A 20,751-nucleotide genomic window follows, 5' to 3' on the forward strand; every position below is an offset into this window, starting at 1 on the left:
TGAGCATGATCTCTTTGCTTCAGGCTTGGCCGCGTATATCGGCCAATTCACGCGCCATGGCAACAAAGCCCGCGACCGGAATGGTTTCGGCGCGCCGCGTCGCATCGACGCCGGCGGCAGCGGCGAGGCGCGCCGGATCGGCCTGAAGCGATTTCAGGCTCTGCCGCAGCATCTTGCGGCGCTGGCCGAAGGCGGCGGCCGCAACCTGTTCGAGCAGCCGGCGGTCGCAGGGCAGAGGCGCCGCGCGCGGTACGAGGCGCACGACGGAGGAAGTGACCTTTGGCGGCGGCACGAAGGCGGAGGGCGAGATGTCGAACAGGATCTTGGTCTCGGCGCGCCAGTTGGCGAGCACGCCGAGCCGGCCATAGGCCTCCTCGTTCTCGCGTGCCACGATCCGCTCGGCGACCTCGCGCTGGAACATCAGCACCATCATCTCGTACCAGGGCGGCCACGGCTCGCTGGTGAGCCATCCGATCAGGAGCTGGGTCGCGATGTTGTAGGGCAGGTTGGCGACGATCTTTGCCGTAGCTCCTGCGAGCAGGGGTCTCGGATCGAAGGTCATGGCATCGCCATGCACGATCTCGAGACGCCCCGGATAGCGCGCGGAAATATCCTGCAAGGCGGGAATCGCGCGCTCGTCATGCTCGATCGCGATGACGCGCGCAGCACCGAGCGCGAGCAGGGCGCGGGTCAATCCGCCCGGGCCCGGGCCGATCTCGACGATCGTCGAATTCTCGAGCGGCGCGGCGGCACGCGCGATGCGCGCCGTCAGGTTGAGGTCGAGGAGGAAGTTCTGGCCCAGCGACTTGCGGGCCGATAGCGAATGCTGGCGAATGACCTCGCGAAGCGGCGGGAGGTCGTCGATCGCGCTCATCAGCTTTTGGCAGCCGCCATGCGGCTTGCGAGCTGCAGCGCCGCGATCAGGCTTGCGGGATTGGCCTTGCCCGTGCCGGCGATGTCGAACGCCGTGCCGTGATCCGGCGATGTCCGGATGAAGGGCAGGCCGAGCGTGACGTTGACTGCATCGTCGAAGGCCAGCGTCTTGATCGGGATCAGCGCCTGGTCGTGATACATGCAGACCGCGCAGTCATAGGTCTTTCGCGCGGCGTCGTGGAACATGGTGTCGGCGGGCAGGGGGCCTCTGGCCTCGATGCCGTCGTTGCGCAAGACCTTGATCGCCGGCGTCACGACGGTCTGCTCCTCGTGACCGAGCGAGCCGTCTTCGCCGGCATGCGGATTCAGGCCGGAGACCGCAATGCGCGGCCGGCTGATGCCGAAACGGGACTTCAGCTCGGCTGCGACGATGCGCACCGTCGAGACGATCAGCTCGCGCGAGAGCTGCGCCAGCGCGTCACGCAGCGAAAGATGAATGGTCACCGGCACCACCGCAAGTCGCGGCGACCACAGCATCATCACCGGCTGCGGCACGCGCCCGTCCTGTTCGGCCAGTTCAGCAAGAAATTCGGTGTGGCCGGGATGGCGGAAGCCCGCGCGGTAGAGCACGCTCTTGGCGATCGGGTTGGTGACCACGGCGCCGGCGCGGCCTGCGCGAACGTCGGCAACGGCCTGACGAATGGAGGCGAGCGCTGCGGGCGCGCTGGTCTCGTCGGGCCGGCCCGGCTCGGCCGTCGTGACCGCTCCGGTCGCAACCACCGGCAGGGCGTCGGGGAAGGCGGCGAGCGCTTCCTCGGCACGCACACGCGCGATCTTGATATCGGCGCCGAGCGCCTTGGCACGGCGCGCGATCAGCGCGTCATCGCCGAGCAGGTAGAAGGCGGGCAGCTCGAGCTCGCTGCGGCGCAGCCAGGCCGCGATCGTGATGTCGGGGCCAATGCCGGCAGGCTCGCCCAGGGTCAGTGCGAGGGGCCTTGCCATCAACGATATTCGATCATCGCCGCTTTGCGGATTTCTGCCAGATACCGCTTCGAGGTCTTCTCGTACTTCTCGACGTACATCTTCTCGCGGACCTCGCGCCGCTTCGGCGTGTCGATCATGGTCGGATTGCGCGCGCACAGCACGACCATTTCGATGCCCTGCTTGGTGACCTCGGGCGGGGTGAGATGGCCAACCTGCGTGTCGTCGAGCACCTTGCGAAGTGCCTCGGGGAGATCAGCGGTGGTCTTGGTGACGCTCTCGCGGATCGCCGCGTTGGGCGTCGAGCGGAACAGCGAATTGGCTTCATCGCAGCTCGAGATACGGCCGCGGTACATTTCGGCTTCCTTGTGCCGTGCCTCGGTCGCTGCCTGCGACGAGCCGCGCGGCACGATGAGGACGATCGGCTGCATCTTGTATTCGAAACCCTCGACCTGCAGCTTTTCACCGTTCTGGGCCTGCACGGCGGCCGCGACGTCGCGCTCGCCGACCTGCAGCTGTTCCTTGAAGCGGCCGCGAACGAGGCTGGTCCAGACCATTTCGGCGCGCATGCGGTTCTTCAACGTCTCCGGCCGCACGCCCTTCACCTCGAGTGATTTCGCGAGCTGGTCCGGCGTGATGCGCATGCGCTGCGCCATGCCGGAGAAGGACTGGTCGACATCGGAGCCGGTCGGATCGACGCCGTACTTCTTGCCTTCCTTGATCTTCACCTTCTCGTCGATCAGCTCGTTGATGACCTCCTGCCGGCCAGCGTTCTTCTGGTTGGTCAGGAGGTCGAGCTTGCTGCGCTGCTCGATGTCGAAATCTGTGATGGGCTCGCCATTGACCATGACGACGACGGTCTGCGCGCGCGACGGGGCTGCGCCGCCGATCAGGAGCAGGGCCGTGCCAAGCGCGGTGAGGAGAAGGCGATGGACTCGCAAAGTGGTCGTCATGGATGTCGTCGCTCGCATGCTTGCGATCCGAACAAGCCCCGCAGCGTCAAATCTGTTTACTGCATACCGGCGGAGTTGCTGGTTCCCGAGGAGTTCGCCAGCGTTCGCAGGCCGATCTGGAACATGAACGCGTGGCTCAGAACAGGCGGGGTGCTGCCCGCCGAGTAGCTATAGGACGTTACATAGTTCGCCGCCAGCACGAAGCAATCGTCGACATAGCCGGCGCCGACCACGTATTGATTGATCTTGTTGGCCTCGAGGTCCCAGCGCGCCGAGCCCTGGACCACCCAGTTGGCCGCGACCTTCATCGATGCGCTGGTGAGGATGCCCTCGCGGCGGGTCAGGTAGCCGAGTTCCGGCTGCGGCGCATAGTTGCCGTAGAGCATGCTGACCGACCAGCGGTCGAAATTGGCACGGCCTTCAGCCTCGAAGCGCTGGACGTTCCAGGTCTGCTCGTCGAACCGGCCGCGGACGCTGAAAGTGTAGGTCCGGTTCGGCGAATAGCCGACGCTCGCGACATAGTCGGATCGCGGCTTGTCGAGACCTGAATTGAGGCCGGTATTGGTGGAATCCTGGACTGCGAAAGAGTTCATGCCGAACAGCTGGTAGGACTGTCCGAACAGCACCTTGACGGCACCGCCCTTGTCGAACTGGGTCGTGGCCTGCACGCCGACATTGGCGCGGCCGCCGCCCTCGACGCGATCGTAGCCCGAGAACTTGTCGACGCTGAACAAATTGCTCGCGTCGAACACCATGCTCTGCGCGTCCTCGTTGGGAAGCTTGCCGGCATAGGTCTCGTTCGGCCGGATGATGACCTGCGCGATCGGCTCGACCACCGTCGAGCCCCATGGCTGCACATTGATGAAGGGATAGCGGTACTCGAGGCCGACCGTCGGCATCAGGCGGAACGCCTGGGTGTCGCCGACCGGCAGGAAGTTCGACACGCCCGGCTGGTTCGAGACCGAGGAATTGATCGCATCCGCACGCAGGATCGCGAACGGCGTCCAGATTTCACCGAAGGGATCGGTGAAGGACTTCCGCCACTGCGCTTCCGCCGTCAGGCGCGTGTAGGTGCCGGGGAAGCCGCGCAAGAGACATTGCGATGGCGTCCGCGCGAGCGGATCGGCCGAGGTGGTGGTGCACAGGCCGGCGGTGTTGGCGAGCGTCGTGATCGGATCGAACACGGCGTCATTGCGCGTCAGGTTGACGAAATTCGTCTTGTAGGAGACCTCACCGCCGAAGATCGGATAGTTGAGCACGTTCGAGTAGTCGATCACGGGGTAGACGACCGGCACCTGCTGCTGATTGCCCGAGAAGCTCAGGAAATACATCGTGCGCGCGTCGAAGAAGCTGCGGTTGCCAACTCCGGTCAGATAGAGCTGGGAGATCGCTTCCGTCGGCAGGCTCAGGAACGAGGAGTAGGGATCGCGGTACTGCGCCAGCCGGTAGTCCGACATGAAGTAGTAGTCGGACAGCAGGACGCCGTCCCAGCCCCAGACCCATTTGTCGTTCAGCGCGAACTGGCCCTTGGTCTCGACGCCGCCGCGGAACTGACGGTCGCCCGGCAGGCCGGTGAACTGGCCGCGATCGAGCTGGTCGATGCCGTAGACGCGGACCTGGTAGGCGCCGTCCATCAGGCGCTGGCGGAATTCGGCCTGGAACAGCACGCCCTGCTTGGACGTGATGCGCGGGTTGAAGGTCGCGTCCATATCGGGCGCGATCGCCCAGTAGAATGGGACTTCGACGCCGTAACCGAACGCCGTGTAGGACGTGAAGCCCGGCATCAGGAAGCCGGTCTTGCGCTTCACCGTCGGATCGGGCGTCGAGAAGTACGGTATGTAGGCGAGCGGCACGCCGAAGAATTCGAGCTGCGCCGTCTCGAAGTAGAGCATCTTCTCCTGCTGGTCGTGGATGATGCGGGCACCCTTGACCTGCCACAGCGGAGGCTTCTTCGGATCGTCCTTGCACGGCGCGCAGGCCGTGTAGACGCCGTTCTCGAACACGGTGTAGTTGCCGCTGGAGCGGTCGGCGCGGCTCGCGGCCATGCGGGTCTGGTCGGCGGTGTCCACGCGCAGCGAATCGACGAAGCCGTCGCGGTAGTCGTCCGACAGATCCATGATCTCGGCATAGGTGATCTTGCCGTCGGCATCCGTCATGCGGATGTTGCCTTCGGCATGGAGGCGCTTGGTCTTCTGGTCGTAGATGACCTTGTCGGCCTCGACGCTGGTGCCGTTGTAGAACAGCTGGACGTTGCCGACCGCCGATACCCGGGAATTGTTGTAGTCGTAGTCGACCTCGGTCGCCTGCACGAGCATCTGGTTGTCGTTGGGGGCCTTCGGCGGCTTCGGACGCGGCGGCAGCGGATTGTAGGTGAAGCTCTGCGCAGCCGCAGGCCCGGTCGCGGTAAGATCGAGCAATCCACCCAGCGTGAGCGCGGCAATGAAGGCGAGCAGGAGGCTATGGGCAGGCAAGCCGCGCCCGTTCGCGCGCACCACGGTGCGTTGCGCTAAACGAGACACATGCCCTCGGTGGACGGCAGTCACTATCCGTCCTCCTGATAGAGCAAGGCCAAAAAGCCGGTGAGGCCGCCCACCACAACGGGCAGCCACGCCGCAGCGATCGGATGCATCAACTCAGCCTTGCTCAAATCCTCAGTAACTTTGGACAGCACGTAGAGCAGAAAGCCTGCGCCCACGCCACTCAAAACCATCTTCTGCACGCCGCCCATCCGGAAGAAGCGCAACGATACGGAAGCTGCCAGCATCACCATCGCTGCAAGCAGAAACGGCTGCGCCAGAAGCTTATGGTACTGGAGTCGATATCCGGCTGTCGCGAAGCCCGAGCTTTCGGACGAACGGATGTAGCTCGGTAGTTGCCAAAAGGACACAGTCTCGGGTGTGGAAAAGCTGTTGCGAACCTGCGCTTCGGTCAGCGTTGTGGGAATCTCCAGGCGGTCCTGGTCGACGGGGGGCGCGTCCAGGGAGAACCGCCGCACCGTCCTGAACACCCAGTGGCCATCCTCCAGGGTCGCCTCGCGTGCCTCGATGCGCTCCTTGAAGTGAAACTCCGTATCAAACCGGAATAGCGTCAGGCCGGTCAGCCGGATGCCTTGCTGCTCGCTGCGCGCGGCGTTGATGATGACCTGGCCTCCGCTGGTGACCTGGTTGAGCCAGAAGCCCGAGGCGTCCTGGATGCCGCCGCCGGGCGCCGAGCCGAACAGCTCCGCCTCCATGCGCTTGGAGAGCTCGCGCAGGTTCGCCGACATCGGATTGTAGGCAACCGTCGCGATCACGCCGATCAGCAGCGCACTGCCGAGCGCGGGCGAGATGAACTGCCAGGCGGAAATGCCGGCGGCGCGTGCCACGACAAGCTCGAGCCGGCGGGAGAGGGCGAGGTAGCAGGTCATGGCGCCGATCAGCATGCAGAACGGCGTCAGCTTCTCCAAAAGTTGCGGCACGCGGAACAGCGAGGTCTCCGCCACCATGATCGCGGAGGCGGACGCAAGCCCGGAGGTCTTGCGCACCATCTCGATATAGTCGACCAGCACCAGCAACAGGAAAATGCTTGCGAACACGCCGAGCGCCGCGACGACGAAGCGGCCCGCGAAATAGCGCCCGAGCGTGTTGGTGAGCATGCTCATGCGGCAACCGGTCGTCGGAACAGCCGCGCAATGCGCGCATTGGATCTGTTGATGGCTTCCAGCAGCGCAGGCGGCGCTTCCACCACGATGCCGCCGACGATCATCCAGAGGCCGAGGCCGATGGCGGTCACCAGCATGGCATATTGCACGAGGGGCGCGGTGGGCGACTTCACCGCCATCACCGAGCAGGCAAAGCCCGCCATGCGCAGGCCGAACACGGCGAGGATCGAGCTGCCGATCGAGAAATTGCGGCTCTGGCGCGTGGTGCGCGGCGCGCCGAGGAAGGCGAATGTGAGCGCCGCAAAGGCGAATGGGTACATCGGCGCCATGATGCGGTCATGCAGCTCTGAACGGAATTGGCCGGGCACCGCTTTGTAGACGGGGTCGTCCTCGGACGGCGAGAACAGCTCCCAGAGATAGCGTTCGCGAATCCCGAGCGTGACGTCGCGCCCCTGGTTGGAGAATTTCGACATGTCGAAGCCGTGGCGGGCGAACGTCACGAGCGCGGGATCGCGCTTGCCGGCCTCGAAGCGCTGCAGGTTGCCGTCCTCCAGCACCAAAATGGTCTCGCCGCCGCTCTTCACCACGGTGCCGCGCTCGGCGACGATCGAGTTGCGCTCCTTCGGATCGCGGCGGTCGTCGATGAAGATGCCGGCCATGATGCCGCCGGGCTGGCGCTCGCGAATCCGGATCGTGAGGTTCTGGTCGAGCTGGGCGAAGCGGCCGGGCTGGAGGATGTTGGTGAGGACGTCGGCGGTGATCTCGGCGTCCCATTGCTTGATCCGCCGCATGCCGTCGGGGGCGAGGTAGGCGGCGATGAAGGCGACCAGCAGCGCCACCACGCAGGTGGCATAAAAGAACGGATAGAACAGCCGGAACGGCGAGAAGCCGGCGGCATTCATCACGATGATCTCGGAGTCGGTCGCGAGCTTGTTCAGCGTATGCGAGATCGCGATCATCAGCGCGATCGGCGAGATGATCAGCACCAGCGCCGGAATCACCAGGCTGGTGATGCCGAGGAAGGTCAGGATGGTCTGGCCCTGACTCGTCATCAGGTCGATGCCGCGCAACGCCTGCGTAATCCAGATCACGCCGGTGAGGCTGACCAGGACGAGCGCAAACGACGCCAGCGTCGTGCGGAAAATATACCTGTCGATCGACCCCATGCGCTACCGCACGATCCCCACAAGGCCCCTTCTGGGTCCCAAACTCCGGACGTCCCGACCCATCCCGAAAGGGGTCCCCAAGGGTCGTTCTGCCACGTCTTTCACCAGTTCACATTCTCACTACCATCCCTTTGATCCGTCAACAAAATGGCTGCCCCGTGGCGCCCTCGATCTTCGGTTAATATTTCCCTCATGTGGCTCGCCGGCCACGGGCGGCGCTTGGCATGCGCGGTGCGGACGGGTCATAGTGCGTTCCGGATCAGTGAATCGCGGTTCAGCCGGCACCCTCAGGGGTACCCGAGGAGCGGCAAAAGTCTTGTCTTTTGGAGGAGTTATCCATGTCCGACGCCGTCAAGGTCGGCTTTGTTCCGTTTTCCGCCGTCGCCAGCGGCACGCTGGTGGCGTTCTGTGACGACGGATTGCGATTCGGCCCTGCGACCGCCAAGGCGCTGGGGGCGGCGGTCGAGCTGGTGAAGCGGGCAGCAAGCGCGAGCCAGTTCAAGGGCAAGACGGGCGCGGCGCTCGACATCCTGGCACCCGAGGGGCTGAAGGCCAGCCGCCTGATTGTGATCGGGACTGGCAAGGCTTCGGCGCTGAAGCTCAACGATTTTCTGAAGTTTGGCGGCGTGGCGGCCGGCAAGCTGAAGGCTGGCGCAAGCGCCATGACCATCATTGCCGAGCTGCCTGACGGCGCCATGACAGCGGAGCAGACGGTCGCGATCGGCGCGGGCCTGCGGCTGCGCGCCTATAAATTCGATCGCTACAAGACGAAGAAGAAGGACGGCGAGGAGGGCGGTGCCTTGCGCGCCGACGTCGCGTTCGCTGTCGCTGACCTGGCTGCTGCGAAAAAGGCCTTCACGCCGGCGGGCCATGTCGTCGACGGCGTGATCATCGCGCGCGATCTCGTCAACGAGCCGCCGAACGTGCTCTTCCCGGAAGAGTTCGCGCGGCGCGCGAGCCAGCTGCGCAAGCTCGGCGTCAAGGTCGAGGTGCTCGACGTCAAGGCGATGCAGAAGCTCGGCATGGGCGCGCTGCTCGGCGTCGGCCAGGGCTCGGCGCGGCCGAGCCGCACCGTGATCATGCGTTGGGACGGGGCCAAGAAGGGCGAGGCGCCGGTCGCCTTCGTCGGCAAGGGCGTCTGCTTCGACACCGGCGGCATCTCGATCAAGCCGGCCGGCAGCATGGAGGACATGAAGGGCGACATGGGGGGAGCGGCCTGCGTCGTCGGCCTGATGCACGCGCTCGCGGCGCGCAAGGCAAAGGTCAACGCGGTCGGCGCCATCGGTCTCGTCGAGAACATGCCTGACGGCAATGCGCAGCGTCCCGGCGACATCGTCACCTCGATGTCGGGTCAGACCATCGAGATCATCAACACCGACGCCGAAGGGCGCCTCGTGCTCGCCGACGTGCTCTGGTACGTCGCGAAGAGGATGAAGCCGAAATTGATGGTGGATCTCGCAACGCTCACCGGTGCGATCATGGTCGCGCTCGGCACCGAGCATGCCGGCATGTTCTCCAACAATGACGAGCTCGCCGAACGTCTCCTCACGGCCGGCATCGAGAGCGGCGAAAAGGTCTGGCGCATGCCGCTCGGGCCCGAATACGACAAGCTGATCGATTCCCAGTTCGCCGACATGAAGAACACTGGCGGCCGCCATGGCGGCTCGATCACCGCGGCGCAGTTCCTCCAGCGCTTTGTCGACGGCACGCCCTGGGCGCATCTCGACATCGCCGGCACCGCGATGGGTGCGCCGAAGACCGACATCAACCAGAGCTGGGGCTCCGGCTATGGCGTGCGTCTGCTGGACCGTCTGGTCGCCGACCATTACGAGCGCAAATGACCCAAGATGACTGAAGTGCTGTTCTACCATCTGCAGAACATGACGGTGGAGAACGTCTTGCCGCCGCTGCTTGAGAAATCGCTCGAGCGCGGCTGGCGCGTCGTGGTGCAGTCGACCTCGGAGGAACGCGCAGATGCGCTCGACGCGCACTTGTGGACCTATCGCGACGATTCCTTCCTGCCGCACGCGACATGGCGGGTCGGCGACGCCGCGGAGCAGCCGGTCGTGCTGGCGATCGAGGAGGGCAATCCCAACGGCGCCAATGTCCGCTTCCTGATCGACAATGCCGCGCTGCCTCAGGACGCCCAGACCTATGAGCGCATGGTGCTGCTGTTCAACGGCGATGATCCGGATGCGCTGGCGCTGGCGCGCAGCGCCTGGACGGATTGCAAGACGCGCGGATTTGATGTCACCTATTGGCAGGCCGACGAGCGCGGCCGGTGGCAGCGGCGCAACTAGAGGGCGGCGCGCCAATTAATGATAATTTGCGGCTTTTCGGGTAATGCTGGCCATCAGCCACGGTCATGCCGCAAAGTGATGTTGGGACAATCGTTTAGGGCTGGTCCTTGACGCGGGGATTTGAGTTTATCGTGCGACATCAAAAGCTTTCTTCGACGCTTCTCCTGGCGTTGTGCGCGGTTGCGCCGCTGATGGCGGGCTGCTCGGGCGCGTCCGACATGATGTCGAGGGATGCCGAATGGTTCAACAAGCCCGCCCGGCTCTTCATCAAGAACATCTCGATCGAATCGCCGCCGCTGACCCCCGACAAGCCGGTGACGGCGGAGGATCTGGTCAGCGCCGACGGCGCCTGTCCGGGCATGGCGCCCGCAGGTGCGCCCACGGATGCCAATGCCTCAACCACGTCGCCGGCGCCGGCCGGCGGAACGGTCGCGCTCGGCCACACCGAATGCGATGTAGTGCGCGGCATCGGCGCGCCGAGCAACGTCAATCTCTCCAATGACGCCGGCGGCAGGCGCGTGGTCGTGATCACCTGGGCGAGCGGTCCGCGCGCCGGCATCTACACCTTCACCGCAGGCCGCCTGACTTCGATCGAGGGTAGCCCCGAGCCGGCGCCGATGCCGAAGGTGGCGAAATCGAAGCCGAAGAAGAAGCAGGCGACGTAAGCGAAGAACGACAGCGTTGCCGGTTCCTCTCGCCTTAACCGCGGTCCAAAGCCACGGTTGTGCCCTTGACGCGCTACGCGACGCAGATGCCGGGCACCGCGACCTTCTGGAACAGGTGCGGAGAGGCAACGGCTGAAGAGGGATAGGCCGAGATCTTCGATCTGAACTCGGGGTGCGTGAAGGCAGCCCGGAAGTGGGCGGTCGATTCCCAAACGGCGTAGTTCAGATAGGTCGGGCCTTCGCCGATCGCGCGGTGAAGCTGGGTGGCGATGAAACCCGGCTGCCGTTTCATGAACGCAGCATCGTCCTGCCAGACCTGGAGGAATGTTTCCTCATCGGCTTTGTCGAGCGTGAACAGATTCACGAGCACGACAGGGTTGGTATCGATGCCAAGCTGACGCTCGATCGGAAACGCGGGGTCCAGTGGGCGCAGGTGCGACATGAAAGCCTTCGTTCTGTTGGTCGTATGATGTCAATGTGGTATCATATTTAGATGGCATATTTGTCATTATGATGTCAAGATAGATTTATGGTGACGGATGCTGAAATCCCGACGAACACCTGCTGGCGATGCCCTGAGCAACCTCATGCTTGACCTGTTCCGGCTGAATAGCCTGGTCCTGACCGCGGGTGACCGCTTGGTCGCCCCGCTCGGGCTCACGAGTGCCCGCTGGCAAATCCTCGGTGCCATCGTGCACGCGGAGCGAGCACAGCCGGTGGCATGGCTCGCCCGCGACCTCGGCGCCAATCGACAAAACGTGCAGCGGATCGTCAACGACCTTCACGCGGAAGGGCTGTTGGCGTTCGAGGCCAACCCGCACCACCGGCGCGCACAACTTGTGGTCCTGACCGACAAGGGAAGGCGCACTTTCGACGCCGCGATGGCTTTGCAGGCCCCGTGGATCAACGACCTCTCGGAAGGGCTCTCGGTCAAGGACCTGCAAACGGTTCACCGCCTCGTCGCGGCGCTACGCAAGAAGCTCGAGAGCAATGGCGAAACTGAGGATCAAATGTAGCGTCGGCGCCAGTGTCCTTGCGCTCTGAATCCTGACGCTGATTAAGCAGGTCGCCGGTTCGCCACGCGCGTGGGACCAAAGCTCAGGCGCGCTCTGGCCTTCTCGCGGACTGATCGGAAATGAGGTCGGCAGGCAGCAGCCGCCGACCCTTCAACGATCATCGATCGGACTTTTTGCCGTTCGCTTGGCCGTAAGCCGGCTTGTTGTCAGGCTCAAATGCGCACGCACTCACTGAGATGCCGATCAGGATCACCCAGGCCGCGCTCGTCCAAAATTTCATCTGCTCGTCCTCAGGGTATCGATGGGGCGTTCCTGAAAGATACAGGTCTTTGACGTCGCGGACTGGGATGGGGTTCAAAACTGCACTTCGTCCAGCGCGCGCACCTTGGCGATGCGGGCATTTAGGACCTTCGCCCCAGCCCTTCCCGGATCGACACGATGGGGGCGTCCGTCGTTTTGGGTTCGATGATCATGGCGAACCACCTGCATCTACAACTGCCACAGGCGATGTTGGAGGGGGCTTGCTTCGTCTCTCGACGAAAGTCCAGCAGAGCCTGACGGCCATCCGGATTGATACCAGATCGCTATTGTCGTGCACCTTCCGTCGGAAAGATCTGCTTCCAGTCCTCTTTCATGTCGACGATGGTCCAGCCGCGCTGCCTGGCCTCGTCCCATGCCTTGTCGAGCTTTCCAACTTTGGAGTCCCGGTCATAAGCGTATTCCCGCGCGCCATCCGTGTGGTGGACAATGCCGGCGAAGCGGGGACCCTGTCCCGCCATCGTCCATTGCAGCATTTGGAGATCCCCGTCCGAATTGCCGAACGCGAGGATCGGTCGCCGGCCGATAAATCGGTTGATGCCGACGGGTTTGCCGGGACCGTCGTCGATGAACTCGACCTTGGCAAGCTTCATCAGCTCCGGCTTGCCGTCCGTGGCGATCTCGAATTTCACAACCCCGGACGAGCCGACGACCTGCTCTGGAGGAATGCCATAGACCCGCTCGGCCCATGGCCGCATGAATTCGACTCCGCCGCCGGATACGATGAAGGTCTTGAAACCGGTGTCGCGCAGGTAGGTCAGGAGCTCCTGCATCGGCTGATAGACGAGTCCGTCATATGGCTGGTTGAACCGTGGATGTCTGGCGGTCCTGATCCAGTCGAGCACGGATCTGGAGAACTGATCCGTCGTCATGCCCGTATGAGTCGCGGCGACGATTTGCAGCAGGCCTTTCTCGCCGGTTTCGGACAGCGCCTTGGTGTCGTTGTCCAGCAGCGCCTTGAACGGCTGCTTGGTCCTCCACTCTGGATGCTGCGGTGCCATCGCCTTGATCTGATCGACGGCGAAGGCGAGTTGAAAATAGAACGGCTTTTCGCACCACAGCGTGCCATCATTGTCGAAAGTTGCGATCCGCTCGGCCGCTGGCACGAACTCCTTGCTGTCCTGGGTCGTCACGCGTGTGACGAAGTCGATGATGGCCTTCTTGGCGGCGCCATCGGTCCAGGACGGCAGCGGGTCGCTCTGAGCCAACACCGCACCGCTGGACATGAAATACAAGGCAAGGAAGAGCAGCGTCTCGAGCGCGCGCGCCGCCCTCCCGCCGACCTTTGCTGGCGTCATGCCCTCGTGATCAGACGTCAACATGGGCGTCCTCGTATCTGGAGTGCGGATCGAGATGACGGTCCGGGCAAAGGCCCTACCTTTGCCCGGACGTGAGCGTTCATTCGCCGTGCTTGTCGATTATCCGTCAGCCGCCATTCGAATTCTCCAACTGACTCATGATCTGGTCGACGCTGAAGCTCGACGGCTTTTGCCGCGGCGGGAAGTCCTTGAACGTCGCGATAAACTGCGACACGAACGCTTGCGCCGGGACGAACAGGAATGCCCGCTGCATCGTCCAGTCGTAGTAGGTGTTCGAGGTGATATCCGCGCGCTCGTAGGGGTCCATGCGCAGGTTGAACAATTTGGGCAGCCGCCGGCAGGTGAAAGGCTCTCCCCAAAGATCGAGTGTACCGGGCGTCTTCTGCTCGCAGAACACGACCTTCCAGTTTTCGTAGCGTATCGCCACGAGCTGGGCGTCGTCATTGATATAGAAGAACTCCTTGCGCTCGGATTTTTCTTGCTGGCCGGTGAGGAACGGCAACTGGTTGTAACCGTCCAGGTGCACCTTGTATTTTTTGCCCATCGAGTCGTAGCCGGTCAGCAGCTTGCTCTTTACGTCCGGCTCGCCGGCCGCCGCCAGCAGCGTGGGGAACCAATCGAGTGCGGAAAAGAGTTCATTACTGACCTGTCCCGGCTTGATGCGGCCCGGCCAGCGGACCATTGCGGGAACGCGGTAGGCGCCTTCCCAATTGGTATTCTTCTCGCTGCGGAACGGCGTCATTCCACCATCCGGCCACGAGTTCATATGTACGCCGTTATCGGTGCCATAGATCACGATGGTGTCGTTGGCGATACCGAGATCGTCGAGTGTCTTGAGCAGAGTCCCGACATCCCCATCGTGCTCCAGCATCCCGTCGAGGTATTCGCTGATACCGCTGCGCCCCCTATATTCCTGCCGCACGTGCGTGTAGAGATGCATTCGCGTGCCGTTCCACCAGCAAAAGAACGGCTTGTTGGCCTGCGCCTGCCGCTTGATGAAGTCGACCGCGGCGTTGGTTGTTTCGTCATCGACCGTTTCCATTCGCTTCTTGGTAAGCGAGCCGGTGTCCTCGATGGTCTGCTTGCCGACCCTGCCAAACCGCGGATCGACTGTGGGGTCGTCGCGGTCGGTGGCCTTGCATTTGAGTACGCCGCGCGGACCAAACTTGGCCTTGAACGCGGGGTCCTTCGGATAGTCGTCGCGCTCGGGCTCTTCCTCTGCATTGAGATGATAGAGATTGCCGAAAAATTCATCGAAGCCGTGCGCCGTCGGTAGGAACTCGTTGCGGTCGCCAAGGTGGTTCTTGCCGAACTGGCCCGTGGCGTAGCCAAGCGGCTTGAGCGCCTCGGCGATGGTGATGTCCTCGGACCTCAGGCCGAGTGCCGCACCAGGCAAACCGACCTTGGTCATTCCAGTGCGCAGGCCGGATTGCCCTGTGATAAACGATGCGCGACCCGCCGTGCAGCTCTGCTCGGCGTAGTAGTCGGTAAACATCATGCCTTCACGGCCGATACGATCGATGTTCGGCGTCTTGTATCCCATCAGGCCGAATGAATAGGCGCTGACGTTGGCAATGCCGACATCGTCGCCCCAAATCACGAGAATATTCGGCCGCTTCCCGGAAGCCGGCGGCTGGTTCTGCTGCGCTTGGGCCGTCCGGATCGCTTCTCCAGATCCTGCCGCTGTGACCGCCGCCATCGCCGTGCCGGCGAGCAGGATGTTTCGCCGGCTCATGCCCGCCTGATCCTCTCTGCCCTTCAAGGATTGATGCTGCGTCTCAACCCGCTCGATTTCAGTTTCGCTCATCACTGCCTCCTTGGTGGACTGGGTCGCGTCTCTTCTCAATTGCTCCGCGGCCGGTCGCCAAGCACGGCACGCGCCGAAGACGAAATGTATTGGCCGCCTGCGAGAACCGCATCGACCGCACCGGCCAGCTCGTCGCCCGCATCGGATTTCACGACGTAGCCGCGCGCCCCTTCGGCGAGCGCTCGCCTGATGATGGCCGGCTCATCGAGGACGGTCGCGAAGATGATCGGAATCTGCGGATGCAGCTCCAGGATGCTGCGCGCCGCCGCCAAGCCGCTGATGCCCGGCATCGCGATATCGCTGATGATGAGATCGGGAATGTCGAGCCTCACGGCCGCGATCAGGGCCTGCCCGTTTGGAACGATGTGCACGGCATATCGAGAACCGAGCAAGGCTTGCAGGTGTTGGGCCATGTCGGGATGATCCTCTGCCAAGATGACACGTACTTGCCGCATGTTCGTCTCGGCTTGTGACAATCGGCTTGAGTGCGCGCGAGGCTACGCGTTCGGCCGGACGGACACATCGGGGAAAGCCGAAGCGGTGGACGTGGAAATCACGGGACGGTCGGTCCGGATTTCCCGGTCATCTCACTCGGGAACAAGCCCTTGTTTAATGGCAAACTTTACCAAATCGGCAGTGCTCTTGACGCCGAGTGCCGCAAGCAACTGGCTCTTGTGATCTTCCACTGTCCTTACGGAGATCCCAAGCTGGGCCGCGATTTCTTTCATGCGCTTGCCCTGGGCGATCAGCCGCAGCACTTCCAGCTGGCGCGAGGAGAGCGAGGGTCCGCCGCCATCGGTTGAGCGTGACATCGTCTGCAGCACGTCCTTGGTGATGTGCGGCGTCAGATAGATGCGGTCGGCCATGACCGCTCGGATCGCGTCGAGCAATTCCTCTCCGGCGGCCGCCTTGAGAAGGTAGCCGCATGCGCCGTCGCGTATTGCCTGCGTTGCGAGCTGCGGTTCGGTGTGAACCGTCAGGAAAATGAAGCGGGTCTTCGACCCACCTGCCTTGAGCTGCCGCAGAGCCTCCAGTCCGCTCATGACGGGCATGGTGACATCGGACACGACGATGTCGGGTTTCAATCGCTGCACGGCCTCGACGAGCTGTTTGCCATTTTCGACTTGCGCAACGAGGTCGGCGACCTCGCCGACCAGCCGGCCCAGTCCTTCGGCAACCATCACATGGTCGTCTGCGAGGATCACGCGCGGTCTCAATGGGATCCTCCGGCCGGAATGCAGATGGTAGCAATGGTGCCTGCCTGCGGTGCCGACTTGATCTCGAATGTGCCGCCCAGCATCCTCACGCGCTCGCGCATGCTCAGGAGCCCGAGACCGCACTGGCTGCCGGAGGCGTTGGCGTCGAAACCTTCCCCGTCGTCGGCAATCTTCATCACGATTTGACCGTCCTCGCGCGCGACCGAAATACGCCCGGTTCGGGCATGGGCATGCTTTGCGATGTTGCGCAGCGCTTCCTGCGCAACCCTGTACAGGCAGAGCTTGACGTCGTCCCTTACCTCCGTGCAGCCTTCGGCTACATCGAGATCAATGGATGTGTTCGACCCACGGGTGATCTCCTCGCAGCGTTCGCGCAAGGCTTCCGGCAAACCGGCATGTTCGAGCACGCCTTGGTGCAGGCCATGCGAGAGGTCGCGCATATCTTCCGCCAGATCGACCGTCATCCGCTGAAGCCGGGCCAGTTCGGCCCTGGTCGTATCTGGTGAATCAGGCAGACGGCGCCTCAGGCTGCTCAGTCCAATTGACAGGGAGGCGACGCGTTGGCCGACATCGTCGTGTAATTCACGCGCAATTCGCTGGCGCTCTTCGTCCTGCGCATGGATCAGTCGGCCGGCAAGGTATCGCAGCTGCTCATAACTGGTGCGCAGCGCGCTCTCCTTCGAGCGATTGTCTTGTTCCGCCGCCCAGCGACGCGACCGCTGCACGATGAGGGCAGCGATGAGGACCGACTGGAGGACGATGAGGGAACCCGCTCCAATGATGTAGCGATGATAGAGCTCCCAGACGCCGGGCTCCTTGAAGAGAACCACCGAGCCAGGCGGAAGATTGTCTTCGCTCAGGCCCCAACGGTGCATTGCCTGGTAGTCCACCCGGTACGCTGCTTCTGAGCTGGTTCGCGGAGGAATCGAGGCCGGGTCCTTGCCCGCGAGGATTTCGAGCGCGATGTCGCCGGCGGTGCGTCCCATCGCTTCGTAGCTCTCGCTGAACCCGCCAATGAAGCCTCTCACCGGGTAGGGATATGGCGCATAAACTGGGGCGGACGAAGACTTGATGAGTTGGGCGGCGACCTCGGACGGCATCAGAGCTTTCCCGCCGCCGTCGCGAAACATCGAAAGAAGAATGACAATTGCGTCGCTGGGGATCTGGGTGACCTTTGCGATGACTTCGTCGTAGCGCAGATCGAACAGATAGGTCGTATCGAGCTTGCCGCCTCGCGCCTCGACGACTGTTCGAGCGATTGGTTGCCATCGTCGGTCGACAAGGCCGCTTCCTGCAATGATGAAGAGGCGGCTGGCATCCGGTTGCAGGCGCTCGGCCAGAGCGATGGTCGCGTTCAAATTCGCGGCAAGGTCGACAATGTGACCGGTCACATCAGGTGGCGGCCCTGCCACGGCGTAGCCCGGCTTTGAGACGCCGAGAAAGACAACGGGAACATGAGGAGCGAAATCGTCCCGATGCCGTATGACGAAGGGCAGGGCATCGCCACCGATGACCATCACGACATCAGGCCGCCTGTGCGCGTATCTGTCCCGGAGAAAGCCGGCCATCAGGGCCTCGTGACCCGGCTCGGCAAAACGTGCGAGGTCGAGATATTCGGCGTCGAGCTCGATCTTCTGCGGCGAACGCTCCAGAAGACGGCCTCGCGCTCCGTCCGAAGCCATGGACGTAGCTGGAAATGTGTAGTTGTACGAATGCAGGATCAGAATGTGCTTCGCCGCCTCATCCGCGTAGCTTGGCGATCCGAAACACAGGAGGCCGCACAAAAGAAGTCTCGTCGCTCTGTGACGCCTTATCGAGGCAGCCAGGCGCGAGAACCCGAGGATCTTTGCGCAGCACATCGAGAAAACCTGGGCTTTCGTCGATCCAGGAAAGCTATCGTGTACCGAGGGTGCTGGGATGTGCAGTTCGTGCCATCAACCAATTTGTCGCGGTCGAGGGCGGATTTAGCGGTCTTGCTCGAACGGCGCTCCAACCAGGCGCTCGGACGGTTCGACTCGACAGGGACCCAGACTTCCGCGTCGACCTCGCATTTAAGAGCTGTCGATGATCGCATGTCCGGATGTGGTTACTTGTGAACCTCACGTGATCTCAGTCTCGAATCCGGGAAGCTCCGAGAGCGGACGTCAATCTGATGGCCATCACCTCGCGCTAACGTCAGTCGGCTTGGTATGGTGATACCTCAAGGCTTACTTTGCATGAGGTTGTTTTGCAGTTTTTGATGAGAGCCTCGCTCGGCTGAACCAGCCGAGAGCCTCTAGGTCGCCGCCTCGTCATATTGCGCACTGGCATCGAGCCATTGCTCCTCGGCACGCGCCAGTGCGTCGGCCGCATTGGCGCGCGCCTTCGAGAGCTGCGCGGCCTGTTTCGGGTCGCGGGTGAAGATGTCGGGCAGGGCGAGCGCGGTATCGATCTTGGCGATGATCTCGCTGACACGGGCGATCTCGGCCTCGGCTTCCGCGATGCGCTTTTTCAGCGGCCCCCGATTGTCCGACCGTGCGCGCTGCAGCTTCTCGGCTGGCGCGGTGCGCTCGCGCGGGCTGTTGTCCGCGCTCGCCGCCGACAGCACCACGCGGCGGTAGTCATCGAGGTCGCCGTCGTAGTTCGTCACCGTGCGATCGGCGACCAGCCAGAGCTGCTCGGCGCAGGCCTCGATCAGATAGCGGTCGTGCGAGACCATGATGACAGCGCCGGGAAAGTCGTTGATGGCCTCCGCAAGTGCGGCGCGACTGTCGATGTCGAGATGGTTGGTCGGCTCGTCCAGGATGATCATGTTGGGGCCGAAGAAGGTCGCAAGCCCCAAGAGCAGCCGCGCCTTCTCGCCGCCGGAAAGCTTGCCGGCCTTGGTGTCGGCCGCCTTGCCGGAAAAGCCGATCGCGCCGGCGCGCGCCCGCACCTTGGCCTCGGGCGCATCGCCCATCAGCTTGCGGACGTGATCGTAGGCGGAGGCATCCTCGTTCAATTCGTCGAGCTGGTGCTGCGCGAAATAGGCGATCGACAATTTGTCAGCGCGCGTGACCCTGCCGGAGAATGGTGCGAGCTTGCCCGCGAGCAGCTTCACCAGCGTCGACTTGCCGTTGCCATTGGCGCCCAGAAGCGCGATGCGGTCGTCATTGTCGATGCGCAAGGTGACGCGGCTCAGCACGGGGGTCGTCGGATCATAGCCGACCGAGACGTTGTCGACCGCGATGATTGGCGGCGACAGCGTCTTCTCCGGCGGCGGGAAGCTGATCTCGTGCACGTCCTGCGTCACCAGCGCCGTGATCGGCTTCAGCCGCTCCAGCATTTTGACGCGCGACTGGGCCTGGCGGGCTTTTGAGGCCTTGGCCTTGAAGCGGTCCACGAAGGCTTGCAGGCGCGCGCGCTCGGCCTCCTGGCGCTTGACCTGCTTGGCATCGAGCAATTCGCGCGCGGCGCGCTGCTCCTCGAAGGATGAATAGCTGCCGCGATAGAGCGTCAGCTTGCCGCGATCCAGATGCAGGATCTGGTCGACCGAGCTCTCCAGCAGATCGCGGTCGTGGCTGATCACGATCACGGTGCGCGGATAGTGGGCGAGGTGATCCTCCAGCCACAGCGTGCCTTCAAGGTCGAGATAGTTGGTGGGCTCGTCGAGCAGCAGGAGGTCGGGCGCTGCGAACAGCGTCGCGGCGAGCGCCACGCGCATCCGCCAGCCGCCGGAGAACTCCGCGCAGGCGCGCAACTGGTTCGCGGCCGAGAATCCGAGGCCTGAGAGAATCGCAGCCGCGCGGGCAGGGGCCGAATGCGCATCGATGTCGACGAGCCGGGTCTGGATCTCCGCGATGCGATGCGGGTCGTGCGCGGTCTCGGCCTCGCGCAGCAGCGCGTCGCGCTCGAGATCGGCCTTGAGCACGACCTCGATCAGGCTTTCCGGGCCGTCAGGAGCCTCCTGCGCAAGACTGCCGATGTGCCAGCGTGGCGGCAGCGTGACCGAGCCATGCTCGGCGGCGAGCTCGCCGCGGATCACCTTGAACAGCGTCGACTTGCCGGTGCCGTTGCGTCCCACGAGGCCGACGCGCGAGCCGGGCGTGATCTGCACGGAGCTCCGGTCGATCAGGAGGCGTCCGGCGAGGCGGATCGAGAGGTCGGTGATGCTGAGCATGCGGCCTTGTCACCGCAGCGCGCGGCAAACGCAACCCCGTTTTACGCCTAGTTCTGCGGATCGCGGTCGCGATCCCGCTTGCGCAGCTCGTTGACGAGGTGCTCGAGATATGTCGGAAGCCGTGGCTCGGGCCGAAGGCTCTGCTGGAGCCGCTCGCCGATGGCGTCGCAGATCGATCGGCTGGTCCGCCGGTCCATCTGTTCGCTGTCATTGGCGGATTGGCGAGGCATCACAGGGTTCCATTCTGAAAAAAGCAAGGACACCCTACCAAGTCACTGAGCACGAAATAGTTTCGGGTCCCAATGGGCCCACCGTCCATTCTCGTAAAAATTGTATGAACGCGGCGATGGACGCCCAA

General features: G+C 63.4%; 18 protein-coding genes. 4 read left to right on the forward strand and 14 right to left on the reverse strand.

Translation table 11 applies throughout. From position 1 onward, the window contains the following. Positions 1 to 19 precede the first annotated feature (19 nt). Genes rsmA through lptF form a run of 6 tightly spaced genes read right to left on the reverse strand, consistent with a single transcriptional unit; the run spans position 20 to position 7,613 of the window. Positions 20 to 874 (reverse strand): 16S rRNA (adenine(1518)-N(6)/adenine(1519)-N(6))-dimethyltransferase RsmA, encoded by an 855-nt coding sequence (rsmA, locus tag NLM33_RS04000; RefSeq protein WP_254094847.1) that lies wholly within the window; start codon positions 872 to 874, stop codon positions 20 to 22. Beyond that, positions 874 to 1,875 (reverse strand): 4-hydroxythreonine-4-phosphate dehydrogenase PdxA, encoded by a 1,002-nt coding sequence (pdxA, locus tag NLM33_RS04005; RefSeq protein ID WP_254094848.1) that lies wholly within the window; start codon positions 1,873 to 1,875, stop codon positions 874 to 876. The genes rsmA and pdxA overlap by 1 nt, the downstream gene beginning before the upstream one ends. Then, positions 1,875 to 2,807, reverse strand: a complete 933-nt coding sequence (locus NLM33_RS04010; protein ID WP_254094849.1) for a SurA N-terminal domain-containing protein — start codon at positions 2,805 to 2,807, stop codon at positions 1,875 to 1,877. The genes pdxA and NLM33_RS04010 overlap by 1 nt, the downstream gene beginning before the upstream one ends. Positions 2,808 to 2,863: 56 nt before the next feature. Continuing rightward, complete coding sequence (locus NLM33_RS04015; RefSeq protein ID WP_254094850.1) at positions 2,864 to 5,350, reverse strand: LPS-assembly protein LptD; 2,487 nt, start codon at positions 5,348 to 5,350, stop codon at positions 2,864 to 2,866. Further along, positions 5,350 to 6,447, reverse strand: coding sequence for an LPS export ABC transporter permease LptG (gene lptG, locus NLM33_RS04020; protein WP_254094851.1), 1,098 nt, complete (start codon positions 6,445 to 6,447; stop codon positions 5,350 to 5,352). Before lptG ends, NLM33_RS04015 begins: the two co-directional genes overlap by 1 nt. Beyond that, entirely contained in the window at positions 6,444 to 7,613 is a 1,170-nt protein-coding gene (lptF, locus tag NLM33_RS04025; protein WP_254094852.1) for an LPS export ABC transporter permease LptF, read from the reverse strand. The genes lptG and lptF overlap by 4 nt, the downstream gene beginning before the upstream one ends. 338 nt (positions 7,614 to 7,951) lie before the next feature. On the opposite strand from lptF, the gene NLM33_RS04030 reads away from it, so the two are divergent. From NLM33_RS04030 to NLM33_RS04040, 3 genes are all read left to right on the forward strand, one after another. Next, entirely contained in the window at positions 7,952 to 9,454 is a 1,503-nt protein-coding gene (locus NLM33_RS04030) for a leucyl aminopeptidase (protein WP_254094853.1), read from the forward strand. A 6-nt stretch (positions 9,455 to 9,460) separates the two neighbouring features. Further along, entirely contained in the window at positions 9,461 to 9,913 is a 453-nt protein-coding gene (locus NLM33_RS04035; protein ID WP_254094854.1) for a DNA polymerase III subunit chi, read from the forward strand. 170 nt (positions 9,914 to 10,083) lie between these two features. Continuing rightward, positions 10,084 to 10,578, forward strand: coding sequence for a hypothetical protein (locus tag NLM33_RS04040; protein ID WP_254105641.1), 495 nt, complete (start codon positions 10,084 to 10,086; stop codon positions 10,576 to 10,578). Positions 10,579 to 10,651: 73 nt separating this feature from the next. On the opposite strand, the gene NLM33_RS04045 is transcribed toward NLM33_RS04040, so the two are convergent. Further along, the gene (locus NLM33_RS04045) at positions 10,652 to 11,020 is read right to left on the reverse strand and encodes an antibiotic biosynthesis monooxygenase (protein WP_254094855.1); all 369 of its coding nucleotides are present in this window, start codon (positions 11,018 to 11,020) and stop codon (positions 10,652 to 10,654) included. A gap of 97 nt (positions 11,021 to 11,117) precedes the next feature. On the opposite strand from NLM33_RS04045, the gene NLM33_RS04050 reads away from it, so the two are divergent. Further along, positions 11,118 to 11,594 (forward strand): MarR family winged helix-turn-helix transcriptional regulator, encoded by a 477-nt coding sequence (locus tag NLM33_RS04050; protein WP_254094856.1) that lies wholly within the window; start codon positions 11,118 to 11,120, stop codon positions 11,592 to 11,594. A 584-nt stretch (positions 11,595 to 12,178) separates the two neighbouring features. On the opposite strand, the gene NLM33_RS04055 is transcribed toward NLM33_RS04050, so the two are convergent. The 7 genes from NLM33_RS04055 to NLM33_RS04085 form a co-directional block, all read right to left on the reverse strand. Continuing rightward, positions 12,179 to 13,234, reverse strand: coding sequence for an HAD family hydrolase (locus NLM33_RS04055; RefSeq protein WP_371929896.1), 1,056 nt, complete (start codon positions 13,232 to 13,234; stop codon positions 12,179 to 12,181). 103 nt (positions 13,235 to 13,337) lie between these two features. Beyond that, positions 13,338 to 15,038 carry an arylsulfatase gene (locus tag NLM33_RS04060; RefSeq protein WP_371929897.1) on the reverse strand — a complete coding sequence of 567 codons (1,701 nt, stop codon included), beginning with the start codon at positions 15,036 to 15,038 and terminating at the stop codon, positions 13,338 to 13,340. A 35-nt stretch (positions 15,039 to 15,073) separates the two neighbouring features. Then, positions 15,074 to 15,493, reverse strand: a complete 420-nt coding sequence (locus NLM33_RS04065; RefSeq protein WP_254094857.1) for a response regulator transcription factor — start codon at positions 15,491 to 15,493, stop codon at positions 15,074 to 15,076. Between the two features lie 132 nt (positions 15,494 to 15,625). Next, the gene (locus tag NLM33_RS04070; protein WP_256570512.1) at positions 15,626 to 16,243 is read right to left on the reverse strand and encodes a response regulator transcription factor; all 618 of its coding nucleotides are present in this window, start codon (positions 16,241 to 16,243) and stop codon (positions 15,626 to 15,628) included. Between the two features lie 8 nt (positions 16,244 to 16,251). Then, the gene (locus NLM33_RS04075) at positions 16,252 to 18,039 is read right to left on the reverse strand and encodes a histidine kinase (protein ID WP_254094858.1); all 1,788 of its coding nucleotides are present in this window, start codon (positions 18,037 to 18,039) and stop codon (positions 16,252 to 16,254) included. Between the two features lie 491 nt (positions 18,040 to 18,530). After that, complete coding sequence (locus NLM33_RS04080) at positions 18,531 to 20,393, reverse strand: ABC-F family ATP-binding cassette domain-containing protein (protein WP_254094859.1); 1,863 nt, start codon at positions 20,391 to 20,393, stop codon at positions 18,531 to 18,533. 47 nt (positions 20,394 to 20,440) lie between these two features. After that, on the reverse strand, positions 20,441 to 20,623 hold the full coding sequence (locus tag NLM33_RS04085; RefSeq protein WP_254094860.1) for a hypothetical protein: 183 nt from the start codon (positions 20,621 to 20,623) through the stop codon (positions 20,441 to 20,443). Between the last annotated feature and the right edge of the window lie 128 nt (positions 20,624 to 20,751).

The organism is Bradyrhizobium sp. CCGUVB1N3, assembly GCF_024199925.1.
Lineage (GTDB): Bacteria > Pseudomonadota > Alphaproteobacteria > Rhizobiales > Xanthobacteraceae > Bradyrhizobium.

Bases quoted from the DNA above. Each gene is read 5' to 3' on its own strand.
- rsmA (WP_254094847.1), bottom strand. From the start codon at position 874: ATGAGCGCGATCGACGACCTCCCGCCGCTTCGCGAGGTCATTCGCCAG.
- pdxA (WP_254094848.1), bottom strand. From the start codon at position 1,875: ATGGCAAGGCCCCTCGCACTGACCCTGGGCGAGCCTGCCGGCATTGGC.
- NLM33_RS04010 (WP_254094849.1), bottom strand. From the start codon at position 2,807: ATGACGACCACTTTGCGAGTCCATCGCCTTCTCCTCACCGCGCTTGGC.
- lptG (WP_254094851.1), bottom strand. From the start codon at position 6,447: ATGAGCATGCTCACCAACACGCTCGGGCGCTATTTCGCGGGCCGCTTC.
- lptF (WP_254094852.1), bottom strand. From the start codon at position 7,613: ATGGGGTCGATCGACAGGTATATTTTCCGCACGACGCTGGCGTCGTTT.
- NLM33_RS04030 (WP_254094853.1), top strand. From the start codon at position 7,952: ATGTCCGACGCCGTCAAGGTCGGCTTTGTTCCGTTTTCCGCCGTCGCC.
- NLM33_RS04035 (WP_254094854.1), top strand. From the start codon at position 9,461: ATGACTGAAGTGCTGTTCTACCATCTGCAGAACATGACGGTGGAGAAC.
- NLM33_RS04045 (WP_254094855.1), bottom strand. From the start codon at position 11,020: ATGTCGCACCTGCGCCCACTGGACCCCGCGTTTCCGATCGAGCGTCAG.
- NLM33_RS04050 (WP_254094856.1), top strand. From the start codon at position 11,118: ATGCTGAAATCCCGACGAACACCTGCTGGCGATGCCCTGAGCAACCTC.
- NLM33_RS04055 (WP_371929896.1), bottom strand. From the start codon at position 13,234: ATGTTGACGTCTGATCACGAGGGCATGACGCCAGCAAAGGTCGGCGGG.
- NLM33_RS04060 (WP_371929897.1), bottom strand. From the start codon at position 15,038: ATGAGCGAAACTGAAATCGAGCGGGTTGAGACGCAGCATCAATCCTTG.
- NLM33_RS04065 (WP_254094857.1), bottom strand. From the start codon at position 15,493: ATGCGGCAAGTACGTGTCATCTTGGCAGAGGATCATCCCGACATGGCC.
- NLM33_RS04080 (WP_254094859.1), bottom strand. From the start codon at position 20,393: ATGCTCAGCATCACCGACCTCTCGATCCGCCTCGCCGGACGCCTCCTG.
- NLM33_RS04085 (WP_254094860.1), bottom strand. From the start codon at position 20,623: ATGCCTCGCCAATCCGCCAATGACAGCGAACAGATGGACCGGCGGACC.